This window comes from Vibrio sp. 1F253 (assembly GCF_041439295.1).
GTDB classification, from domain to species: Bacteria; Pseudomonadota; Gammaproteobacteria; order Enterobacterales; family Vibrionaceae; genus Vibrio; species Vibrio tasmaniensis_A.
In genome coordinates, this window is record NZ_JBGONU010000012.1 from 80,444 (window position 1) to 101,671 (window position 21,228).

General features: G+C 44.1%; 17 protein-coding genes. 11 read left to right on the plus strand and 6 right to left on the minus strand.

Annotated elements, in window-relative coordinates; all coding sequences use genetic code 11:
* Nucleotides 1-119 precede the first annotated feature (119 nt).
* Nucleotides 120-1,373 carry an aromatic amino acid transport family protein gene (locus ACED28_RS08635; RefSeq protein WP_009847035.1) on the minus strand — a complete coding sequence of 418 codons (1,254 nt, stop codon included), beginning with the start codon at nt 1,371-1,373 and terminating at the stop codon, nt 120-122.
* A gap of 309 nt (nt 1,374-1,682) precedes the next feature.
* Nucleotides 1,683-2,282 (minus strand): CoA pyrophosphatase, encoded by a 600-nt coding sequence (locus tag ACED28_RS08640; protein ID WP_009847034.1) that lies wholly within the window; start codon nt 2,280-2,282, stop codon nt 1,683-1,685.
* A 324-nt stretch (nt 2,283-2,606) separates the two neighbouring features.
* Here ACED28_RS08640 and ACED28_RS08645 point away from each other — a divergent pair, with 324 nt between their 5' ends.
* The 3 genes from ACED28_RS08645 to ACED28_RS08655 all read left to right on the plus strand — a co-directional run bounded on the left by ACED28_RS08645 (nt 2,607) and on the right by ACED28_RS08655 (nt 5,643).
* Nucleotides 2,607-3,149: a heme NO-binding domain-containing protein gene (locus ACED28_RS08645; RefSeq protein ID WP_017096742.1), complete on the plus strand. Its 543-nt coding sequence runs from the start codon at nt 2,607-2,609 to the stop codon at nt 3,147-3,149.
* A gap of 1 nt (nt 3,150) precedes the next feature.
* Complete coding sequence (locus tag ACED28_RS08650) at nt 3,151-4,848, plus strand: ATP-binding protein (protein WP_371709658.1); 1,698 nt, start codon at nt 3,151-3,153, stop codon at nt 4,846-4,848.
* 177 nt (nt 4,849-5,025) lie between these two features.
* Nucleotides 5,026-5,643: a porin family protein gene (locus ACED28_RS08655; protein ID WP_009847031.1), complete on the plus strand. Its 618-nt coding sequence runs from the start codon at nt 5,026-5,028 to the stop codon at nt 5,641-5,643.
* Between the two features lie 121 nt (nt 5,644-5,764).
* Here ACED28_RS08655 and pabB read toward each other — a convergent pair whose 3' ends face one another.
* Nucleotides 5,765-7,162, minus strand: coding sequence for an aminodeoxychorismate synthase component I (gene pabB, locus ACED28_RS08660; protein ID WP_102249792.1), 1,398 nt, complete (start codon nt 7,160-7,162; stop codon nt 5,765-5,767).
* Nucleotides 7,163-7,416: 254 nt separating this feature from the next.
* Between pabB and ACED28_RS08665 the strand changes: the two genes are divergently transcribed.
* The 8 genes from ACED28_RS08665 (at nt 7,417) to ACED28_RS08700 (ending at nt 15,404) form a co-directional block, all read left to right on the plus strand.
* The gene (locus ACED28_RS08665; protein ID WP_371709659.1) at nt 7,417-8,934 is read left to right on the plus strand and encodes a fumarate hydratase; all 1,518 of its coding nucleotides are present in this window, start codon (nt 7,417-7,419) and stop codon (nt 8,932-8,934) included.
* Between the two features lie 164 nt (nt 8,935-9,098).
* On the plus strand, nt 9,099-9,284 hold the full coding sequence (locus tag ACED28_RS08670; RefSeq protein ID WP_004734731.1) for a hypothetical protein: 186 nt from the start codon (nt 9,099-9,101) through the stop codon (nt 9,282-9,284).
* 211 nt (nt 9,285-9,495) lie between these two features.
* Nucleotides 9,496-10,869 (plus strand): YcjX family protein, encoded by a 1,374-nt coding sequence (locus tag ACED28_RS08675; RefSeq protein WP_371709660.1) that lies wholly within the window; start codon nt 9,496-9,498, stop codon nt 10,867-10,869.
* Between the two features lie 14 nt (nt 10,870-10,883).
* Nucleotides 10,884-11,936, plus strand: coding sequence for a YcjF family protein (locus ACED28_RS08680; protein ID WP_371709661.1), 1,053 nt, complete (start codon nt 10,884-10,886; stop codon nt 11,934-11,936).
* A 187-nt stretch (nt 11,937-12,123) separates the two neighbouring features.
* On the plus strand, nt 12,124-13,668 hold the full coding sequence (gene tyrR / locus ACED28_RS08685; protein WP_102249796.1) for a transcriptional regulator TyrR: 1,545 nt from the start codon (nt 12,124-12,126) through the stop codon (nt 13,666-13,668).
* A gap of 72 nt (nt 13,669-13,740) precedes the next feature.
* Nucleotides 13,741-14,328, plus strand: a complete 588-nt coding sequence (gene rimJ / locus ACED28_RS08690; protein WP_009847025.1) for a ribosomal protein S5-alanine N-acetyltransferase — start codon at nt 13,741-13,743, stop codon at nt 14,326-14,328.
* 120 nt (nt 14,329-14,448) lie between these two features.
* Entirely contained in the window at nt 14,449-14,922 is a 474-nt protein-coding gene (locus ACED28_RS08695) for a DUF2947 domain-containing protein (RefSeq protein WP_029222863.1), read from the plus strand.
* A 266-nt stretch (nt 14,923-15,188) separates the two neighbouring features.
* On the plus strand, nt 15,189-15,404 hold the full coding sequence (locus ACED28_RS08700) for a hypothetical protein (protein WP_009847023.1): 216 nt from the start codon (nt 15,189-15,191) through the stop codon (nt 15,402-15,404).
* Nucleotides 15,405-15,576: 172 nt separating this feature from the next.
* On the opposite strand, the gene ACED28_RS08705 is transcribed toward ACED28_RS08700, so the two are convergent.
* The 3 genes from ACED28_RS08705 to ACED28_RS08715 form a co-directional block, all read right to left on the minus strand.
* Nucleotides 15,577-18,417, minus strand: coding sequence for an Hsp70 family protein (locus ACED28_RS08705; RefSeq protein ID WP_371709662.1), 2,841 nt, complete (start codon nt 18,415-18,417; stop codon nt 15,577-15,579).
* Between the two features lie 138 nt (nt 18,418-18,555).
* Nucleotides 18,556-20,535, minus strand: coding sequence for an Hsp70 family protein (locus ACED28_RS08710; protein ID WP_371709663.1), 1,980 nt, complete (start codon nt 20,533-20,535; stop codon nt 18,556-18,558).
* Entirely contained in the window at nt 20,535-21,167 is a 633-nt protein-coding gene (locus tag ACED28_RS08715; RefSeq protein ID WP_009847020.1) for a DUF2760 domain-containing protein, read from the minus strand. The genes ACED28_RS08710 and ACED28_RS08715 overlap by 1 nt, the downstream gene beginning before the upstream one ends.
* Nucleotides 21,168-21,228 lie beyond the last annotated feature (61 nt).

A 21,228-nucleotide genomic window follows, 5' to 3' on the forward strand; every position in this document is an offset into this window, starting at 1 on the left:
GCGATTACCTCAAAAAGAGAGCCTCCCAAGGGGAGTAGGGAGGCTCATTTATTATCATTATATTTTTTGTCTAACCTCGCCATATAAGATGAATGTCATCTTATAAAAAGGGCTTGAGATTAAAGAGCGCCGTAGATTACAGAACTAATAGCCGCTAGACCACATAAAGCTGTAAAGATTTGCACAGGTGCTGAAGTTTTGTACTTAGCCATAGCTGGTACTTTGTTCATTGCGAATACAGGCATTAGGAACAGGATAGCTGCAATCATTGGAGCACCCATTGTTTCAATCATGCCTAGGATGCTTGGGTTAACTACCGCAACAATCCAAGTTGTAACAACGATGAACGCTAGAGAAGCTTTCTCAATCGTGCTGATTGAAGAACCAGAGCGAGACTTGATTAGACCAACAAGACCTTCATGAGCACCTAGGAAGTGACCGAAGTAGCTAGAAGTGATTGCTGCGAACGCTACTAGAGGACCCATGTAAGAGATAAGTGGAGACTCGTGAACGTTAGCTAGGTAAGAAAGTACAGAGATGTTTTGAGATTGCGCTGTTGCTAGTTGCTCTGGAGATAGAGAAAGTACTACAGAGAAAACGAAGAACATTACAAAACCCATCAGCATCATTGCTGCGCCACCAGTGATCGCGTCAGTTTTCTTAACCGCGTCTTCACCGTATACACGACGTTGCTCTTTAGAGAACTGTGAAATGATTGGGCTGTGGTTGAAAGAGAACACGATGATTGGAATCGCAAGCCAGATAATAGAAGGCATTGCTGACCATTCTGGGCTTGTTTCCATCATTGAAGTGTTCCAATCAGGAACTAGGTAGAAAGACAATGCTAGTAGGATGAATACTAGTGGGTAAACCATTGCTGAAGTTGCTTTAAGCATCAGCTCTTTACCGAATACAACACCTGCGGTCATAGCAAGGATAAGTGCACCAGAAAGAAGAGGACGAGGAATAGATTCCATGCCCATTTGGTTTACTAGGAAAGAGTCAACTGTGTTTGTAATACCAACACCGTAGATAAGAACGATTGGGTAGATAGCGAAAAAGTAAGCGAAAGTAATAAGGTTCGCGCCAGTCTTACCGAAGTGTTCTTCAACTGTGTCTGTAATATCTGCTTCAGGGTTCTTAGAAGACAGTACGAAACGAGCTAGAGATTTGTGTGCGAACCAAGTCATTGGTGCCGCGATTAAAGCTAGGATAACTAGTGGCCAAAAACCACCCGCACCAGCTTTGATTGGAAGGAATAGTACACCAGCGCCAACTGCTGTACCGAATAGTGATAGACACCAGGTAAAATCTTTATAGTTAAACTTGCTTGTATCTGTAACGGCATTTGCCGAAGAAGTTGTTGTGTTCATGTTAAATTACTCATTTTTTGGGAACAGGAAATAAGTCGGGGCTAATTCTGCAGAATTTTCTTCTACAAAAAATAGATCTAAATCATGTAATGAAACGGCGTGTCACATGATATGCGAAAAACGGATTTTTGATCACGAAAATAGCGTGCCACAGGTGATTTGTGCTCATGCTTGCTATTAGTTTATCTTATGCGAAATGCGGGGTTGTACAGAATTATACCAGGGAAACGTTTGCGTAAAATTGGATTAATAAATCTGTTCCATGGAAAAGGCTGTGTTTGTTAACAAGGATTAAACAAAACGTAGTTGCTATGTAATTTGTTGCACTACGTGTTGCTGCAGTGATTGGATGATTTGAGCTGTAACGCCCCAAATTAGGTGCTCTTGGAAGGGCATGGCAAAAACACGATGCTTGATTTTTTTTAAGTTAACAGTGTGGCTGTGTAACTTGGCTTGGTCTAAAACATAGGTGGCGGGCACCTCAAAAATCGAAGCAACTTCGTTCTCATCGATGATGGGTTTATAGTCCGAATCGACCACTACAACAATCGGTGTAACTAAAAATTTACTAATGGTACTCAAAGTAGGTAATTGCCCAACAATTTTAACCTGATCCGATCGAATTCCGACCTCTTCGTGAAGTTCTCTAAGTGCGGTGAATTGCATAGAAGGATCGGAGAGTTCGTGTTTCCCTCCTGGAAAGCTGATTTGACCAGGGTGATGTTTTAAATGAGCGGCTCTTTTCGTAAAAATAACATGTAAACCATCCTCTCGTTCCACTAAGCCGACTACCACTGCTGCTTTACGCAATTGATCGTCATTGATATGTGAAACGCGCTCAACGGATTCTGGGTGATAGCCAACGGTAGAATTGAGCTGGAATTGTTGAAGGAAGTTATCTTTGTTCATATAAAGCCAATATATTGATTATTATGATTTTAAGTATAGTCATAACCGTGCGTTGATTACCAATTTCGAATTTGCCTTCACTTTCCTCCGTTAGTACCGGCAATAACTGGAAATAAGAAGGGACTGGGTAGCGGCGTTTTTCAAGGTAAATGTTCCCAATCTTCTAAGAGTGACGGATTTTGCTATATTTGAATATGTGTACTTCTACTAGTAAGCGTTATCCATGTCATAAATTGGGTGATGAAACGTACATTTTCTGTTTAAGAATTTGATAACAATGACTTAGTGGACCATTCTAAAAAGAAATAGAAGAAAAGGTATGAAATGAAAGGAATCATATTCACCGAATTTTTAGAGCTTGTTGAAGACAAGTTTGGATTAGAGCTTTTGGAAGAAGTTCTAGAGATGTCAGAAGATGAAGGGATCTACACATCAGTCGGAAGTTACGACCACAAAGATCTTGTTCGATTGATTATAAACTTGAGTAAGAAAACCGATATTGATGCAGCGAGCCTGCAACGTGTTTTTGGACAATCGGTTTTTAAGAACTTACTGGCCTCATTACCGAATAAAGCGAGCCTCGCCCATAGCAACACCACTTTTCAATTTATTCAGCACGTAGAGCGTTACATTCACGTAGAAGTGAAGAAGCTCTACCCAGATGCTGAGCCTCCACAATTTAGCTTTATCACCACGACCGAAGCGCAACTTGTTTTTGACTATAAAAGCGCACGATGTATGTCTCACGTTTGTTTGGGATTAATCGAGGGGTGTGCTGACTATCATGGTGAAACCATCGTGGTAGAAATGACACCTCAGAATGATGACCAAAGTGTGGTTAGGTTTAATCTCAAAGTAGAAAAGTGATATGGATCTGGCATCTGCCCAAGAGAAAAAACTGAAACGTCAAATAGCAGCACGGGAAGCGGCTGAAGCCTTGTTGGAGCAAAAGAGTCTCGAACTGTTTGAGGCCAATCAACAGCTTGAACTTGCGTTGCGCCAATTAGAAAAGCGTTCAAATGCGAATATTCGACGGATCGAATTCCAAGAACAAATCGACAACCTGTTGATTGATTTCGGACGCGCGTTTCTGAGGAGTGATCTCGATGACGTGATGTTGTCCCAATTGACGGCGAGTGTAACTAACAGTTATCTAATTGAAGCCAGTCGCTTGGTGTTACCCCCCAATCTAATCCCTCAGTTACAAACCCATGACTATGGTGATGAAACAGTCGAGGTAATAGAGAAAGACATTCAAGAACCTCATTGGCAAGGTTGCTTGCTTACCGTGCCATTAGAGGTCGAAAAAGTGATTGTGGGCGCGTTAATCGTTCAGGTCAGGTTGTTAGATCAAGACTACGAATTCATCCAAAGCCAACTGTTGTTAGTGACGGACCTTATCTGCAGTGCGTTAACTCATCAACTTGCGATTAACCGAAATATAGAATCACGTAAACGAGCGGAAGAGTCCGAAAGGGCAACGCGTGACTTTGTCGCCATGATTAACCATGAATTGAGAACCCCACTCAATGGTCTTCTTGGTAGTGCGGAGTTGATAAGCGACACCGAACTGAGCAGTTCTCAACGTGAGATCGTGAATAACTTGAGCCAATCCGGTGAGTTTCTTAGAACCATCATTAATGACCTTCTCGATTACAGTAAAATCAATGCGGGTATGCTGGAATTAATTCCCAAAACATTTGCACTCCAAGATTTGAAAAATACCATTGATAGTATTTTTACCAATCGAGCGATTGAAAAGCAGATCCAGTTTGATGTCAATGTAACCGATGGGGTACCCAGTCACTTCTACGGTGACTTAGAGCGTATTACTCAATTGTTCGTGAACTTAATCGGCAATGCAATTAAATTCACCGATCAAGGCCATGTGAGCGTAGAGATAAAATGGCTTAACGACCAATTTATTTTTTCTGTTGAGGATAGTGGCGTTGGTATTGCTCAATCTGCTATTAAGACACTGTTTGAACCTTTTACACAGGCCGATAACTCAAGTAGCCGAAATTACGAAGGGACAGGGCTTGGTTTAGCGATTTGTCGCAAGCTAGCTGCGTTAATGAGGGGAGACATTGAGGTGAGCAGTATTGTTGGTTCGGGTACGACATTTACCATTTCACTCCCTCTTCAAGTTGTCGATACACTGGCTGAGCGCGATAGTGTCGCCAAAGGTTTTGAGTCTGAGGTTGAATTGACATTGCTTAAAGTGCTGGTGGTTGATGATATTAAGATGAACCAGATCATCATCCAACAAATGCTACGCAAATACGAAATAGAGCCAGCGATTGCCGGTAATGGTATAGAAGGGTTGGAATTAGCGTCGAATAATGAGTATGACATTGTGTTTATGGATTGCCGGATGCCAGTCATGGATGGTTTTGAAGCGACGAAGAAACTGCGAAGTTCAGGGTATAGCCAACCAATTATTGCATTAACCGCTGGTACGACAAAAGAAGAGCGAGAGTTGTGTATTGAATCTGGTATGGACGATATATTGAGTAAACCCTATACCGCTAACGACTTAGTGATAATGCTGAATAAGTGGGGCTAATAAATATCATTGCCTTTTTAGTGAGTGAATATGCAACGTTATTGATTTGTTTCTAATGTCTTGAGTATATTGTCAATGTAACAAGTGAGCTGACAATGCTATACGTTCACTTACTTTATTGGTCGCTTTTATTAATTATATTAAGGAGGTTTGAAAAACTATAAAAATGGATTCGATATGAAAAAAATGATAGTGACGCTTGCTCTAATTGCACCTTTATCTGCAGTGGCTGCACAAAAAGACCCAAATGGTTTCTATATCGGAGTAGGAGCTGGTTCAACTGAACTTGATGATGGTGGTTTTGGTAAGGCCATAACTCGCAAAACCACAACAACTGAAACTGAATCACCTTCTTATAAACTCATTGCCGGTTATCAGATCAACCGTATTATTGGTATCGAAGGTCAATATACTAAATATGGAACGTCTACAACAAAAGTAGGCAGTTCAAAAGCATTCACAACAGATTTTAGTTCAATTAGCGTTGCTGCGAATGTTGGTTATACGTTCGATATTGGTCTTCGACCTTATGCACTTTTAGGTTATAGCTTTTTAAATTCAGAAATTGAAAACAGTGGTAATAATAAATACTTTGCGACTAAGTCATCAACCGTATCTGGTATAAAAATGGGGGTGGGCGTAGAGTATGCAATTCCTGCTGCACCAGCTCTAGCATTACGTGCAGGTATTGATTGGGAAGCAGCTGATATCAAAGTGAAAGATGAAAAGAACAAAGAGTTATCTAACGTTCACACACTAGGCTCATTCTATTTGGCTACAACATACACCTTCTAGGCTAGTGTTATTGAAAAGCTAAGTAGGTGATTGCCCACTTAGCTTTTTTAATATTAAAGTACTTTCCAGATTGGCTTTTTAGCTGTTTTTAATAACCCGTCTTAATAAATCTAGATTAAATTTATCTATCAGCCAGTACAGGCAATATTCTACTCAGCTTATCAAGAGTCTCTTGGTACTCAGAAGCACAATCACTATCAAATACTACACCTCCTCCAGCCCAAGCATAAAGCGTATTGTTTTCTGCCACTAAGGTACGAATCGTAATGCTGGTGTCCATTCTGCCATTACGGCTGATATAACCAATGCTACCGCAATACGCCGAGCGACGATGAGGCTCTAGCTCCTCAATGATCTGCATCGCGCGAACTTTTGGAGCGCCGGTAATCGACCCCCCGGGAAAGCAAGCCCTTAATAGGTCATGTGCTGAATGATGGACATCAAGCTCTGCCCTTATCGTGCTCACTAAGTGGTGCACAGCAGGGAAACTCTCTATATCGAATAGCTTTGGTACATGAACCGATCCCGGCTTTGCGACTCGGCCAATATCATTACGAAGCAGGTCGACGATCATCAGGTTTTCTGCCTGATCTTTCTCAGCATTCAACAGGTCTTGAGCATTAGCGTCATCAATCATGGAATTTTCAGAACGAGGACGTGTCCCTTTGATTGGCTTGGTTTCAATGGTGCCACTATTGAGCTCTAAAAAACGCTCAGGTGAGACACTGAGAATGGTGCAGCCTGCTAAACGGATAAAACCAGAGAATGGAGCTGAGTTGTACTTCTCTAACTTTTCATAAGCGAGCCATTCACTGCCTTGGTATTGGGCATTGAAGCGCTGAGCAAGGTTTATCTGATAACAGTCACCCGACAACAAGTACTCTTGAACGCTATCGAATTTATTGGCATAACTTTGTTCAGTCATATTGGATTGCCATGGGGTGGTTAATCCAAACTTCTGATGAGTTCGTTCTGCTTGTTCTGCTTGTTGGCTTGGCGATTGTTGTTGAGTTAACCAATCCCAATGGGTATCAATGTTTTGCCCAACAAGGAACGCAGCTTTAAGCTTATGATCAACAATCACAGCCCATTCATATAATCCAACCGCCATGTCTGGTGCAGAAATATCACGCTTAGCAAGAGAGGGAAGAGCTTCTACTCGTCGCCCTAAATCGTAACTAAAATACCCTAAAGCACCACCAACGAAAGGCAGTTCAGGGTGCTCACTGATTGCGGGTAGTAATTGCTGCTGATATTGGTCGAGTAGTTCGAAAGGGTCTGACTCTGAAACCTCGCACGTCTCATTAACATTGACGGTCGTTTTTGCACCGATTGTCTCGAAGGTGGCGATGGGTTGAGCAACTAAAATGTCGTATCGACTATCGACGTGGCTTTCTGAGGCAGAGCGTAATAGCATTGCCCACGGCACGCTTTCAATATGAGAAAACAGCTGTTTAGCTAAAGTTGATTGATATTCAAGCGGCTTGATTTGGATAGAGCGAAATTCGTTGTTATTCATTTGTTTAATTTGTGACAAAGAGTTCGATCACTGCATGGCGTGTGAGAGGAAGCAAGAGTATCATAAATTGAAAATAAAATGGGTTCTTGATTAGAACGGTGCAAACTACATGGTTTAGTTTACAGCTATGCAAGCGATTGCTAAAGCAACTAAATACAGCTCAACATAATAAAAAGCTAAGCCAACTAATCCGGTTAGACAAAAACAGTCAAACCAAGACCCCACATGGAACCAGAACAATAAAGAGGCATGCAATGACGGTTATTCGTAAGCAAGATGTGATCAGCAGTGTCGCTGACGCACTTCAGTACATTTCTTATTATCACCCTTTAGACTTTGTCCAAGCCCTAGAAAAAGCGTACGAGAAAGAAGAGAGCCAAGCAGCTAAAGATGCTATTGCTCAGATTCTTATCAACTCACGCATGTCTGCGGAAGGCCATCGTCCAATTTGTCAGGATACGGGTATTGTTACTTGTTTCGTGAACATCGGTATGGATGTTAGGTGGGAAACGGATCAAACAGTACAACAGATGGTTGATGAAGGCGTTCGTCAAGCTTACAACAGTCCAGATAACCCATTGCGTGCATCTGTCCTAATGGACCCTGCAGGTAAGCGTATTAATACCAAAGACAACACACCAGCGGTTGTTCACATTAATATGGTTCCAGGCAACAAAGTTGAAATTCAAATCGCGGCAAAAGGCGGCGGTTCTGAGAACAAAACCAAGATGGTAATGCTTAACCCTTCTGATGATATTGCAGAGTGGGTAGAGAAGACGCTACCAACAATGGGCGCGGGCTGGTGTCCACCGGGTATGCTAGGTATAGGTATTGGCGGTACGGCGGAGAAAGCCGCGGTACTCGCTAAAGAATCTCTGATGGAACACATCGATATCCAAGAGCTTATCGACAAAGGCCCAGAGAACGCAGAAGAAGAGCTTCGTTTAGATATCTTCAACCGTGTAAACAAACTGGGTATTGGCGCACAAGGTCTTGGCGGTCTAACGACTGTGGTTGACGTGAAAATCAAAACAGCACCAACGCACGCAGCATCTAAACCTGTTTGCTTGATCCCGAACTGTGCGGCAACGCGTCACGTACACTTCACTCTAGATGGCAGCGGCCCCGCAGAACTAACGCCACCTAAGCTAGAAGAGTGGCCAGATATTACTTGGGAAGCAGGCGCGAATACACGCCGTGTTAACCTTGATGAAATTACTAAAGAAGACGTTCAAGAGTGGAAGACCGGCGAAACGGTTCTTCTATCAGGCAAGATCTTAACCGGTCGTGATGCAGCGCATAAGCGTATTCAAGGCATGCTTGAAAGTGGTGAAGGTTTACCAGAAGGTGTCGACCTGAAAGGTAAGTTCATTTACTACGTAGGCCCAGTTGATGCAGTAGGCGATGAAGCGGTAGGTCCTGCTGGCCCGACAACGTCTACTCGTATGGATAAGTTCACCGACATGATGCTAGAAGAAACAGGCATTATGGGCATGATTGGTAAAGCAGAGCGTGGCCCTGCGACCGTTGAATCAATCAAACAACATAAGTCAGTTTACTTAATGGCTGTTGGAGGCGCCGCTTATCTTGTTGCAAAAGCAATTAAGAAAGCACGTGTGGTTGCGTTTGAAGATCTCGGTATGGAAGCGATTTACGAGTTTGAAGTTGAAGATATGCCTGTAACGGTTGCGGTTGACTCTAACGGCGTGAACGCGCATCAGATCGGCCCTGACACGTGGAAAGTGAAAATTGCTGAAGCTGAAAAAGCATAATTTACCGAAGTCAAAAAATCGTAATAGACACTAGCTTCAGCGTTTGAATTGCAAATCTTGACAGAAAGTTGAAGACAAAAGTGCAGCATTATTTGCACTTTTGTCTTATTATCAATGATATAGTGATAAACACATAGTTTGATATAAGAACATAGGAGAGAGGAATGCCTCGTTTTATTCAGATCCTACAGATTATCTTGGCAGTGGTGATTGGTGCTTTTGTTGGTTACGACCTGATCTTGAAAGGGATCAGTATCTTTGATAATAAATACGTGACGATTACTTGTGCACTTTGGCTAATCGCAGAGATTGCACTGTTTGTTATCTACAAGTTGATTGAAGACGATTAAGAGTCAGATATCGCAGACAAATTCTAAAGCCCCTGATTATGAATGTAGTCAGGGGCTTTTATTCATCTAGCATTAAGAATGGGTATTGCATACTCACCACTATTAGTAAAAGAACAAGCAAAAGAATACAAACAACCCTAAAAGGGAAAGAACATAGGCTAGCCTATCTATTATCATAACCGACTGGCCTAATTATCATGGAGTCGTTCAAATGAAACACCTAACTCAAGAAATGAGTGACTTTATAAGCAGAGGAACGGATTCTCACATTCGAGTAGCGGTCACGGGGCTTTCTCGTGCGGGTAAGACAGCATTCATTACTTCGCTGGTTAATCAGCTTCTTCATACGTCTACCCACAAAAATCTGCCTCTACTTGCATCGGCGAGAGATGGCAGAATTATTGGCGCAAAGCGCATCCCGCAACAAAACATGATGATCCCACGTTTCTCTTATGATGAAGCGATGGAGTCGTTGAATGCACAACCACCAGAATGGCCAGTGCCAACGCGAGATGTTAGTGAGATTCGTCTAGCAATTAAATATAAGCCAGCTAAAGGCGCAAAGAAGCTGCTGAGTAAAAACAGCACCCTTTATCTCGATATTGTTGATTATCCGGGCGAATGGCTGCTTGATTTACCTTTGTTGGACATGGATTTTGATACTTGGAGTCAATCTCAATTTGCCGCGTTGAAAGGCGATAGAGAAACCTATTCGCAACAGTGGAACACAATACGTGGCGACATTGACTTGCTAGCCGAAGCAGAAGAAAAGAAACTGGTCGCGATTGCCGATAGCTATACTCAGTACCTTCATACTTGTAAGGATAACGGATTGCACTGGGTACAACCGGGTCGATTCGTATTGCCGGGTGAGCTTGAAGGCGCGCCTGTGCTGCAATTTTTTCCCTGCGCTGCTCCCGAGGGTAAGTTCTCAAAAACCAGCAACTATGCGGTTTTAAAAGCGCGTTATGAAGAGTATCAAGAGAAGGTCGTCAAAGCGTTCTACAAGAATCACTTTGCGACGTTCGACAGACAAATCGTGCTGGTGGATTGCTTACAACCACTTAACGCAGGCTATGACTCTTTCATGGACATGCGTGGTGCGTTAGAACAGTTATTGAAGAGCTTTAAGTACGGGCGAAGCAATATGCTAAGACGCTTGTTTGCGCCGAAGATTGACAAGATCTTGTTTGCTGCCACTAAGGCTGACCATGTGACACCGGATCAACATCCGAACTTGGTATCGCTGTTACAGCAGATGGTACACCCTGCTTGGCAACAGGCGGCGTTTGAACACATCGACATGAGTTGCATGAGCATTGCGTCTATTCAAGCGACCAGCGCGGGTTATATCTCGTCAGGCTCAGACAATGTTCCGGCGTTGCAAGGTGTGACTTTGGATAATGTCCCTCAAACCATGTATCCGGGAGAGGTGCCGCGTAAACTGCCAAACAAACAGTATTGGGAAACCAACCAGTTTGATTTTACGAGCTTTAGGCCGATGGAGCAGCACTCTGACGAGCCTTGTCAGCATCTGAGAGTCGACAAGGTTTTAGAGTATCTCATTGGCGACAAGTTGAAGTAATTGAGGTAATCAAAATGAGTGAATTAAAAACGAAACAGGTCTTTGATGAACCTTTAAAGACCTCGTTCGATGAGCCGGATAAGAATGAAGTTACCCCAGATTTGGGTGCTCAAAAGTTATTCACGGAACAAGAGAAGTTTGTGCCCGTTGCACCACAAGTGGAAACCGACCTTGATGGAGACGCTGAGCTGCAATTGAAACAAGTGATTCGACCGAGCAAAAAGAAGAAGTGGTTTGGAACGGGCTTACTTGTCGCTTTCTCTGGCCTAGTCGGATGGCAGGCGATTGACTCTGTCATTACAGCTATTCAAACCGCTGACTGGCTAGCTTTAGGTTGGGCAGGTTTCATCGCTGCCATTGCTTCATTAGGTTTAGGCGCAATAGGCAAAGAGTTGTGGAAGCTGCGTTCGCTGAAAGATCATTTCAGTGTACAAGAGCAGAGTGAAGAGCTGTTACAAAGCCAGAGTGTTGGTAAAGGCAAAGCATTCTGTGAAAACATTGCCAAGCAGGGCGGTATTATTGCTGAGTCACCTTCGTACGATAAGTGGCGAAACAGCATTAACCCAGCACACAGTGATGCAGAAGTGTTGGATATGTACGATGCGTTGGTTGTTGCTCAGCAAGATAAAGTGGCGACTCAAATCGTCACTAAGTTCTCGACCGAATCGGCGGCTTTGGTTGCAGTGAGTCCATTGGCTGCTGCTGATATGTTGCTGGTGGCGTGGCGTAATTTCACCATGATAGACAAGCTTTCTGATGTGTATGGCATTGAGCTTGGCTACTGGTCTCGTATAAAGCTATTTAAACTGGTGTTAATCAACATGGCCGCTGCAGGAGCCAGTGAACTCGCGATTGATGCGAGTATGGACCTCGTCTCGATGGATCTTGCAGGCAAAGTCTCAGCTCGAGCAGGGCAGGGCCTAGGTGTCGGTATCCTCACTGCGAGACTGGGCTTAAAAGCCATGACATTGCTGCGTCCTATGCCTTGGCATAATGAGCGAAAAGTAAAACTCTCCGACCTTCGCAAAGCCGTTCTTTCTGAAATAAAGCGCATTACCTTAAAGTAAAGCGAAGTGCTTAAAATTGAAATGTAGGAAATAAAGCGAATTACCTTCCTATAAAGTCTATATACACAAGGAAGTTGAGTGATTTGCGAGCGAAGAGTAAACATATGTTTACTCTTCTTCTTGACTGAACTTAGAGCTTAATTCACACTACTGTCAACTTATCCTGACACCTATAATAGGACTATTTGTGCGTCTTGAAGTATTGTGTGAAGACAGACTCGGCTTAACGCGTGAGTTGCTCGATATCTTGGCCTCAAAAAGCATTGATTTAAGAGGAATCGAAATTGATGTTAAAGGTATTATTTACCTAAATTGCCCGGATATTAATTTTGATGCTTTTAGTGAACTTATGGCTGAAATTCGCCGAATTTCAGGTGTGAAGGATGTACGTAAAATCCAGTTTATGCCAAGCGAAAGGCATAACACAGAACTGATTGCCCTGCTGGCAAACCTACCTGATCCTGTGATTGCGATTGACCTTAAAGGCTCAGTCGACATGGCAAACCACGCTGCATTGAACCTTTTCAACAAACAAGAAGAAGAAGTGATCGGTGAGCCACTAGCGACGTTCGTTCCTAGCTTCAACTTCGCTCGTTGGATTGAAGGCGATGTAACGCGTCACCGTGAAGTCGTGGTGCTAGATGGTCTAGATTTCTCTATTGAAATTCTGCCTATTTATCTAGGTGGTGATGTCAACGAGGCGGTACTGGCGAGTGCAGTAATGACGATTCGTTCTTGTAACCAAGAAATGAACGCGCCAGACGCCATCCCTGAACAGAATAACCTAGGTTTTGAACACTTTGTTGGTGTCTCTAATCGCCATAAAGCCTTGATCAGTCAAGCTAAGAAACTGGCCATGCTAGATCAACCTCTGCTTATTGAAGGGGATACAGGTACGGGTAAAGAGATGCTGGCGAAATCGTGTCATAACCGTTCAAATCGATCTTCTTTTCCATTTTTGATTCTAAGTTGTGCATCAATGCCTGATGACGTAGCAGAAACGGAATTGTTTGGACATGCACCGGGCTCATTCAACCATGAGCAAGGTCATAAAGGCATCTTTGAACAAGCGAATGGCGGTACGGTATTCTTAGATGAAATCGGCGAAATGAGCCCGCATCTACAAATCAAACTGCTGCGTTTCCTACAAGATGGTTCATTCCGTCGTGTTGGTGAAGAAGAAGAGATGCACGCGGATGTTCGTATTATCGCATCAACGCGCCATCGCCTTTCTGAATTAGCCGACTCGGGCTCGTTTCGTGAAGATCTGTTCTACCGCTTGAACGTACTGACTTTGTCGATTCCTGCTTTGCGTGAACGTTCAAACGATGTTGCGCCATTACTGGAGCTATTCGTTGCAAAGTACGCACAGCAGTTAGGTATGTTAAAACCAAAGTTGACTCAAGAACTAATCGACCAATTAGGTAACTACCAATGGCCAGGCAATATTCGTCAGTTAGACAACATGGTTCTACGTGCACTAACAGAGTTGGATTCAGATACGTTAACGGTTGAGCAATTCCACCTGCCACAGCTTGACACTATGACTGCTGGAATGGCGAATTTAAGCTTAGACGGCTCGCTAGACGAGATCATGAAAGACTATGAATCTCAGATTTTAGAGAAGCTTTATCAGTCATTCCCATCAAGCCGTAAGCTTGCTAAACGTTTGAATGTATCTCACACCTCAATTGCGAATAAGCTTCGTGATTACGGTATCAGAAAGAGCTGATGATATTAGACTGCTAAATTCGGTAAGAGTGAGGCGGTAACGAAAAAGAGACAAAAGAATAAGAACAAGACTATGGAAGATTCGAGTACGCAGCAACGTATTGATAAACGTGATGGCAACCTAATTTTACGAACGGCTGAGATCTATGATGCGAGCATGATTAGTGAGTACTTTCAGGTGAACAGAGAGTACCTTAAGCCTTGGGAACCTACCCGAGAGGATGCGTTCTTTGACAGAGCGGATTGGGCTCAACGGCTGATTAAGTTAAACGAACTCCATAAATTGGGGCTAGGCTATTATTGCTTGTTGATTAATGCTGATTCAAATGAAATGTTAGGTACCATATCGTTCAGTAATTTGTCTCGTTTCCCGTTCTACGCTTGTAATGTCGGTTACTCATTGGCGCAAAGTGCACAGGGCCACGGTTACATGCGCAGAGGCTTGAGCATGGCTAAAGACTACATGTTTGACGTGCAGAACATGCACCGCTTAATGGCGGGCTACATGCCTCACAACGAACGAAGTGCGGGTGTATTAGAGCATCTTGGTTTTGTTCGAGAAGGTTTTGCCAAAGATTATCTACAGATAAACGGTAAATGGGAAGATCACGTGTTGACGGCACTGGTAAACCCAAACTGGCAAGATAAACGCTCCGTGTGAGTGTCAAACATTGAATTTAGATACAGCGGAGAACATAAATAAAATGAAGTCATCGCTGTATCGAAAGAACATATAGGCATGGTAAGCCCATAAGCCTGAGAAGATATTTGAGGAATTTTGATGTCATATACAACTTTGGAAGAATACCAAAGAAAATGGATTTTCACTCACCAGTCAATGCCACTACCCGCTGAAGATTTGGAAAAGATAAAACCAATGACACAGGCGAGAGCATCTCAGTTTTGGAAAGAAAACGTGAGCCCTCAAAGCCCGGATGCAGAAAGACTAAGTTCGCAAGATTGGCCAAGCAAAGCGTCGAACTGGAATGAAGAGATCAGCTGGATGGCAAATTGGGAAGCCGATGAGCCTGAAATGCCAGAAGAAATCCTTAACTTCATTGATTGGCAAGATGACGTAACTGTTTATTTTTGCTACGAAAAATACAATATTCTTGAAACCAAATGGTCGGTTTTCAAGAAGCATTGGAAAAACTTTTTGTTCTACGATGATGGCCCTATCTTACTCGGTCGCCGTCGTTCAGAAGCACTTTGGTTTGCTACAAATGGTACGGTTAAAATTGGTAACCGTGCTTAAGTTGGTTTGATTTAATCGTGCGAGTGTTGGCGATCCGATCAACAGATAGACAGACAAGAAGCGAGCATTAAGCTCGCTTTTTTTATACCTGATGATCTTTGAAGATCATGGGGAATACCCACTGTCTGAGCTCAATTGAAAATGAGCGCTTCCACTTTTTTAAAGTGGGAAAATTACGAAATTGAGATCGCTATCTCATTGGGTTAGTTGAAGTTTTGTGTGTTTGAGCTATCTTAATATTACTGCCTTAGTGGAGGTGAAGTATTATGATTTGGGATACTCTCGAACGTGTAAATAAACTTCGCAAGGAAGCAATGGAAGATCCAGAGTTTTTGGATTCAGCAAAAATGCATGAGGAATGGCTTTTAAGCGAAACTCATAATCAATTGAACCAAGGAGCTAAAGAGAAGAAACCGAAAAAGTTATCTGATATTTATGAAAATACGGATTTTCCTATCAACCCAACAGGTACGAAACATTAACAATGATGAACTGCAATACGGCTAAGGCTCTTAACCAAGATGCGATAAGTCGACTAAACATACCAGCCTTAAGCCACCAATAAAAAAGCCACTTTCAACGAATCGAGAGTGGCTTTTTCTTTTCTCGTTAGCTTCTTTACTCATTAACAACTAAAGCTAATCGTTTTTAAACCTAGTTATTAATCAGGCTTAACCCGCTTGGTAATGCATCACCAAATACGCGTTTAGACTCGCTCTCAGAAAGTTCAGTGACTTCACTCACTAGCGTTAGCCATGAATCAGGTACCTTGCTTTGCTTTAATTTATCAAGAACTTGAGCACGGTAGTCATCAGAGATATCGAACTGTCGGTCACCTGTCTTGCGGCAAATCATCACTGCCGCGAAAGCAATCATTTGCTCTTTCTGCCAATTCTGGTCAAGCAGCTTTGGTAACCACTGTTCTGCTTGCTCTCTTGGAATGACGCTGTGTTGGCTTCCGTATAAAGGTGTACGAGACGCTAAGCGACCCAGAGCCCACCAGTGAGCCTGTTCGAACTGATTATGGTTAATTGCTTTGCTCAAGAACCATGTAGCCAATAGAACTTTATCTTCCACCTCGAGTTGCTCAAGGGACGCTGCCAATCTCACCATGGCTTCATAGCCATTGTCTTGCGCATCTTTCGCTGTCTTAGGGTTCTTCATTGCACCTGGGTGAAGGTACTTCGCGATATCAGCCAAGATGGTTTCTTGCTGTTCTTGATTCAGGCCACCCGCAACACGACGCCAGAATACCCACCAGTCCGTCCAACCTTGGTGGTTCTGGAACTGAATGTTTTGTTGGTAAAGGCCCCAAATTTGTTCGATACGCCATGAGTCAGTCGGATCGCCAAAGCCTGGACGCAGCGAGTAACCCGCCAAACGCAGCCAGTTCTTCTCGTGTGCTTCTGAACGACGACGGCGTTTACGACCTAATGAAAAGGTATCAAACAGATGGCGAAGGGTCGTGAAGTCCCATTCATCACGCTTACCGAGTCGTTTCTCAAGATCTTTCGATAGTGTTTTGATCTCTTTCGATTCAGCACTCTTCTTGTTGCCGCTGTACAGACGAGAAATCAATTCCTTACATTCATCCAGCCTTGGGTGAAGTTTAGCGGTATCAGACTCATCGCCTTGCTTGTTTCTGACTTCAAACTCGAGCAACCAACGTTTAGAGTCATCTTCTGTACTCACACACTCCATTTTCAGTGTGCCGACTTCTGTTAATTGACACGCGAGCAATACTTCGACGCGTTCTTTTTGGTTGGCTTGGAGCTCTGCAGTACCTGAACCTTCCAGTGTTGAAATATACGGTGGAAGAGGGGAGAACAAGTCAGCGTCGACATTGACCATCACACCATTTTGAATAGCGGTGTCATGAGCAATTTGATCGTGGGTTGAAGTCAGTAGATTAAATTGTACTGGCTCACCTAAAGTCAGCGAGAAACGACGGCTGTTTAAGCGTATCTCTTGGCCTTCTTCAGTCCCTTTAGCAAGCAGACAAAGAGCTTTACCCATCTTGTTCTTCTCTTGTAAATGCAAGAAGTAAGAACGAGCGGCACCACCACCGATTTTCAGTTGTGCACCACGGCGTGCTTTACCAAAAGCTACAGCACCAAGGGCTACAGACCAGTCAGGGTGAGGGTTATCTAAGACGGTGATTGGTGCACCGTTCCAATTGCCAAGTAACTGAGTAATACGTTCGGTGACAAGCTCACTGTTGAACACACCACCGTTGAGTAGTACACCAACAGGAATTGCAGGTTTGGTATCGTCAAACTCAACAGAGTCTGACTTTTCCAATGCGGCTTTAGATACTTGCTGGTGGGTCGCTAGGAATTCGGCAACGTGCTTACTTACAGCAGGATCTGCTGCGTAGGGTAGACCGAACTCTACAACCGCGCTACGTCGTTTGTCGGGTACTTCCGTAAACTCTGAAAGCGGGAAGAAACCTTCTAGTGCAATCTGATGAACTTCTTGTTTGGTTAAACCAATACTCTTCGTTCCGCCAAGCAGTTTTGAACCGCTGCCCAGCATGGTGATCTTCACATCGTCTGGCGCATTAGCAGAAAGCAGGCTCTCTTTTGCGGCGCGAGTCTGCTGAATAAGCTTGGTTAGGCTCGAAGCATTCAATTTTTTGTTTTGATTGAAGCGCTGCTCTGCAAGGTGGGCAAGAGCTAAATCGAGGTTATCACCCCCGAGCATCAAGTGTTCGCCAACGCCGATACGGTCGAGTGCGAGCTCTTGATTGCCACCGTTATCCGATTTGAAGCTCGCTTCGATCAAACTTAAATCGGTAGTACCGCCACCAACATCACACACTAGAATCAGCGGGATCTGTTGAAGTTCGTCTGTAGCGGTTTGTTGGTGACGGGCATACCAGTCATAACAAACGGCTTGCGGCTCTTCGAGCAATAGAATCTTACCTAAACCAGCAAGTGCTGCCGCTTCGAGTGTCAGCTTACGTGCTGTCTCATCGAATGAAGCAGGAACGGTGACTACAACGTCTTGGTCTTCAAGCTTATTGCTTGGGTTACGGTAGTTCCATGCTTGACGGATGTGGTTAAGGTAGCTTGCGCTTGCGACAACAGGAGACACCTTATCGACGTCAGTTGCGCCTGCCCAAGGCAGAATGTCGGAGTTACGATCAACCGCTTGGTGAGATAACCAGCTCTTTGCACTGGATACTTGGCGGCCTTCGACTTTTGCGCCCAGTTCGCGAGCCCATTCACCAACGATGACATTTTGAATATCGCCTTCAACTAAGCTCGGTTCCCAAGGCATGGTGAGATCGGAAGGGGAGATCTGACCTTGTGCGGGATGATAACGAAATGATGGAAGTAGAGGCTTGCGAACCACTTCACCGGGGCCGATGAGTTGGTCAATATCGAAAAGAGAAACGGGAGCATGTTGTAGGTCGTCGTTGATTTCACAGTAAGCGACAACAGTATTGGTTGTGCCTAAGTCAATGCCGACTAAAAAACGAGGAGATGCCATACAAAACCTTATTCTGCCAAAGTGATGACCAGTTAATGGATAATTTTGGTCTTATTATTGTCTTTGGAATGCTTTTAATACAGGGCTAGGGAATCGCATTGATAAAGTAACGGCACCCGCTAAGGTGCCGTTGATTCATTATGCTTCTACGTTTGAGTCGTTATTCGAGTCTTCACGAACGTCGAACTCAACATGCCATTTCTGACCATTGTCAGTGGCTATCGCTTCTAGGTATAACGTGCCTAATTCAGTAACACGAGACGCCAAAGTCACCGGAACCACTTCACCTTCGCGACGACCTTCAGAAACAGGCAGTGTCACTTGGATTTCAGGAAGCTCATCAAGATCTTCTGGAGCCCAGTGATCAAGGTGCGTACCTGCTTGGTCTTCACGACGTGTTGTTGAACCGAAGAATTGGAAGTGTACTGGCTGACCAATCACTAGACCGAACTCTTGGCTAGGAACTTGAACGCTTGAGCCTTCTTCCATACCAAATGGTGCAACACACAGTGCTTCCATTGGAGGAGCCATACCTGGGATAGCTGGCATCGCGCTTTCAATTCCTACGTAGTAAGAAGAAGCGATACCACCGCGGATACGAACGCCTTGACCACGACGTACTGCGCCGTAGTAAGAAGCGCCACTTGCAACCGCTAGGTCTAAGTCTAAGCCTGAAAGCTGTTTAGCGAATTCAGCGTCTGCATTAATTAGCCATTCATTGATCGTGTCTGAAAGACGATCAGCAAGCAGGTTAGATTTTAGAACACCACCATTGAACAGTACCGCTGTTGGTTTGATGAAGTCTGCCGCTGGCGCTTCTGTACCGGGCATACCGGGCATGTTTGCAAACGGGTTGAAATCTTGTTGAGCGGCTTCGCTATTTCCAGAAAGCGCATTGGCTTGCTTAGAAAGGAATGCGGCAATATGACGAGTAATACCCGCATCTTGAGCGTAAGGGAGACCCATTTGAGTCAGTGCACCACGAGTTTTCTGTACCGGGTGATCCGTTACAGCGACTTGTGGGAAGAAGCCATCAACCAATGTTTGTTGTACTTCTTGCTGAGTCAGTTCTGTTTTCAGTGTTGCGCCAAGTAGCTTAGAGCCGCGGCTTGGAACAACGATGGGCACAGATTGAAGTTCAGCATCATTTAGCAATGCTTCTTTCGCATCACGACACGCATGAGTCATCGCTTGAACCTGCCAAGGAGCCAGTTCTTTACCTTCTTGAGCTAACTTCATTTTCAGACGGTAAGCTAACGCTAAGTCCATATTGTCGCCGCCAAGTAGGATATGCTCACCTACCGCGATGCGGTTCAGACTTAGGTTGCCTTCGTCTTGTGTTACTTCAACTAACGAAAGGTCGGTTGTACCACCACCGATATCGACAACTAGAACGATGTCACCAACGTTCACTTCATCGCGCCAAGTATCGTTGCTGTTATCAATCCAGCTGTAAAGAGCTGCTTGTGGCTCTTCAAGAAGCGTTAGGTGAGTAAAACCAACATTACGCGCAGCTTCAGCCGTTAGGTCTCGAGCCGCAGGATCAAACGAAGCTGGAACGGTGATCGTTACATCTTGGTCTGCCAGTTTGTGTTCTGGGTTAGCGTGGTTCCAAGCATCTTTAAGGTGCTCAAGGTACAACTCAGTTGTCTTAAGCGGAGATACCTTTTCAACTTCTTCAGGGCTGCCTGCTGGAAGGAACGCATCACGACGGTTAACACCACCGTGGCATAGCCAAGATTTTGCACTTGCGACCAAACGGATAGGGGTTTTCGAACCTAGGTTACGAGCAATCGCACCGACTAGCGCTTTAGGTTCAGAAGACCAAGGAAGAACGCGAGAGCCCGCATTCATTTCATGTTCGTGCGGCTGGTATAGGAACGAGCCAAGTTGGCTGCGAGTTTCTACGGTACCTGGAGCCGTCAATTGAGGGATTGGCATCACCTCAACGCGAGCGTCTTCATTTGTTGTGTCGATGAAAGACAAAACACAGTGTGTAGTACCTAAATCGATACCGACACTGAACTTAGGCGCTTGCTGTTGCTCTTGAGAAGATAGCTCTTGTGAATGCGTCTGTGCAAATGACTCGTGTGATGATGGCTGAGTTTGGTGTTCCATTATAGCTCCACCTCTGCCGGTGCAATCACAGATGCATCGTAGTTCTCAGCAAGCTTAGGCAGGTTCATGTCAGTTGCTTTCCAACCTTTGTGAACCAATGTGCCATTGAACGGTGCATTGCCCGTTACGTTGCCTGTTAGGCGAATTTCTTGAGGGTTGAAACCTTCAACAACCGTGATGCGCGTTTCTTCATCTTCAGTACGGATGTGAGAAAGCGTCACGTAATCGGCTAACACTTTTTTACCGCCAGTGTGAATTACACGTGCTGCTGCGCCAACTTCTTCGTCAGAGAATGAAGTTAGGTCTTCTTTTAGGAAGTCAATTAAACGAGCTTCTTGCTGCATGATAGACAGTAGCTGCATTGCAGAATCTGTTGGTGCTGTTGCCAGCTTAGATTCAACTTCTACGATTTTTTCGATTACACGTTCAACTTCAACAACTTTCTCTACTTCGACAATTTTCTCAACTGGCTTTTCAACTTCAACGATTTTTTCTACTGGCTTTTCTACGACTTTCTCAACCACTTGGGTTTTACGAGAAACGGCAATAAGCAGTAGTAAAACGCTTGATGCAGTTAGGCCTGCGTGAAGCATATCAAACGTTTGTGGGATTAGGTTCAAATCAACGATCATAGTGATTTCTCTTTAAAATTGATTTAACGGTATATTCGTCGGTTTAAAGGAATATACAGAT

Excerpts from the sequence above, each read along its gene's own strand:
- ACED28_RS08635 (WP_009847035.1), bottom strand. The coding sequence starts at position 1,373 with ATGAACACAACAACTTCTTCGGCAAATGCCGTTACAGATACAAGCAAG.
- ACED28_RS08640 (WP_009847034.1), bottom strand. The coding sequence starts at position 2,282 with ATGAACAAAGATAACTTCCTTCAACAATTCCAGCTCAATTCTACCGTT.
- ACED28_RS08645 (WP_017096742.1), top strand. The coding sequence starts at position 2,607 with ATGAAAGGAATCATATTCACCGAATTTTTAGAGCTTGTTGAAGACAAG.
- ACED28_RS08650 (WP_371709658.1), top strand. The coding sequence starts at position 3,151 with ATGGATCTGGCATCTGCCCAAGAGAAAAAACTGAAACGTCAAATAGCA.
- ACED28_RS08655 (WP_009847031.1), top strand. The coding sequence starts at position 5,026 with ATGAAAAAAATGATAGTGACGCTTGCTCTAATTGCACCTTTATCTGCA.
- pabB (WP_102249792.1), bottom strand. The coding sequence starts at position 7,162 with ATGAATAACAACGAATTTCGCTCTATCCAAATCAAGCCGCTTGAATAT.
- ACED28_RS08665 (WP_371709659.1), top strand. The coding sequence starts at position 7,417 with ATGACGGTTATTCGTAAGCAAGATGTGATCAGCAGTGTCGCTGACGCA.
- ACED28_RS08670 (WP_004734731.1), top strand. The coding sequence starts at position 9,099 with ATGCCTCGTTTTATTCAGATCCTACAGATTATCTTGGCAGTGGTGATT.
- ACED28_RS08675 (WP_371709660.1), top strand. The coding sequence starts at position 9,496 with ATGAAACACCTAACTCAAGAAATGAGTGACTTTATAAGCAGAGGAACG.
- ACED28_RS08680 (WP_371709661.1), top strand. The coding sequence starts at position 10,884 with ATGAGTGAATTAAAAACGAAACAGGTCTTTGATGAACCTTTAAAGACC.
- rimJ (WP_009847025.1), top strand. The coding sequence starts at position 13,741 with ATGGAAGATTCGAGTACGCAGCAACGTATTGATAAACGTGATGGCAAC.
- ACED28_RS08695 (WP_029222863.1), top strand. The coding sequence starts at position 14,449 with ATGTCATATACAACTTTGGAAGAATACCAAAGAAAATGGATTTTCACT.
- ACED28_RS08700 (WP_009847023.1), top strand. The coding sequence starts at position 15,189 with ATGATTTGGGATACTCTCGAACGTGTAAATAAACTTCGCAAGGAAGCA.
- ACED28_RS08705 (WP_371709662.1), bottom strand. The coding sequence starts at position 18,417 with ATGGCATCTCCTCGTTTTTTAGTCGGCATTGACTTAGGCACAACCAAT.
- ACED28_RS08710 (WP_371709663.1), bottom strand. The coding sequence starts at position 20,535 with ATGGAACACCAAACTCAGCCATCATCACACGAGTCATTTGCACAGACG.
- ACED28_RS08715 (WP_009847020.1), bottom strand. The coding sequence starts at position 21,167 with ATGATCGTTGATTTGAACCTAATCCCACAAACGTTTGATATGCTTCAC.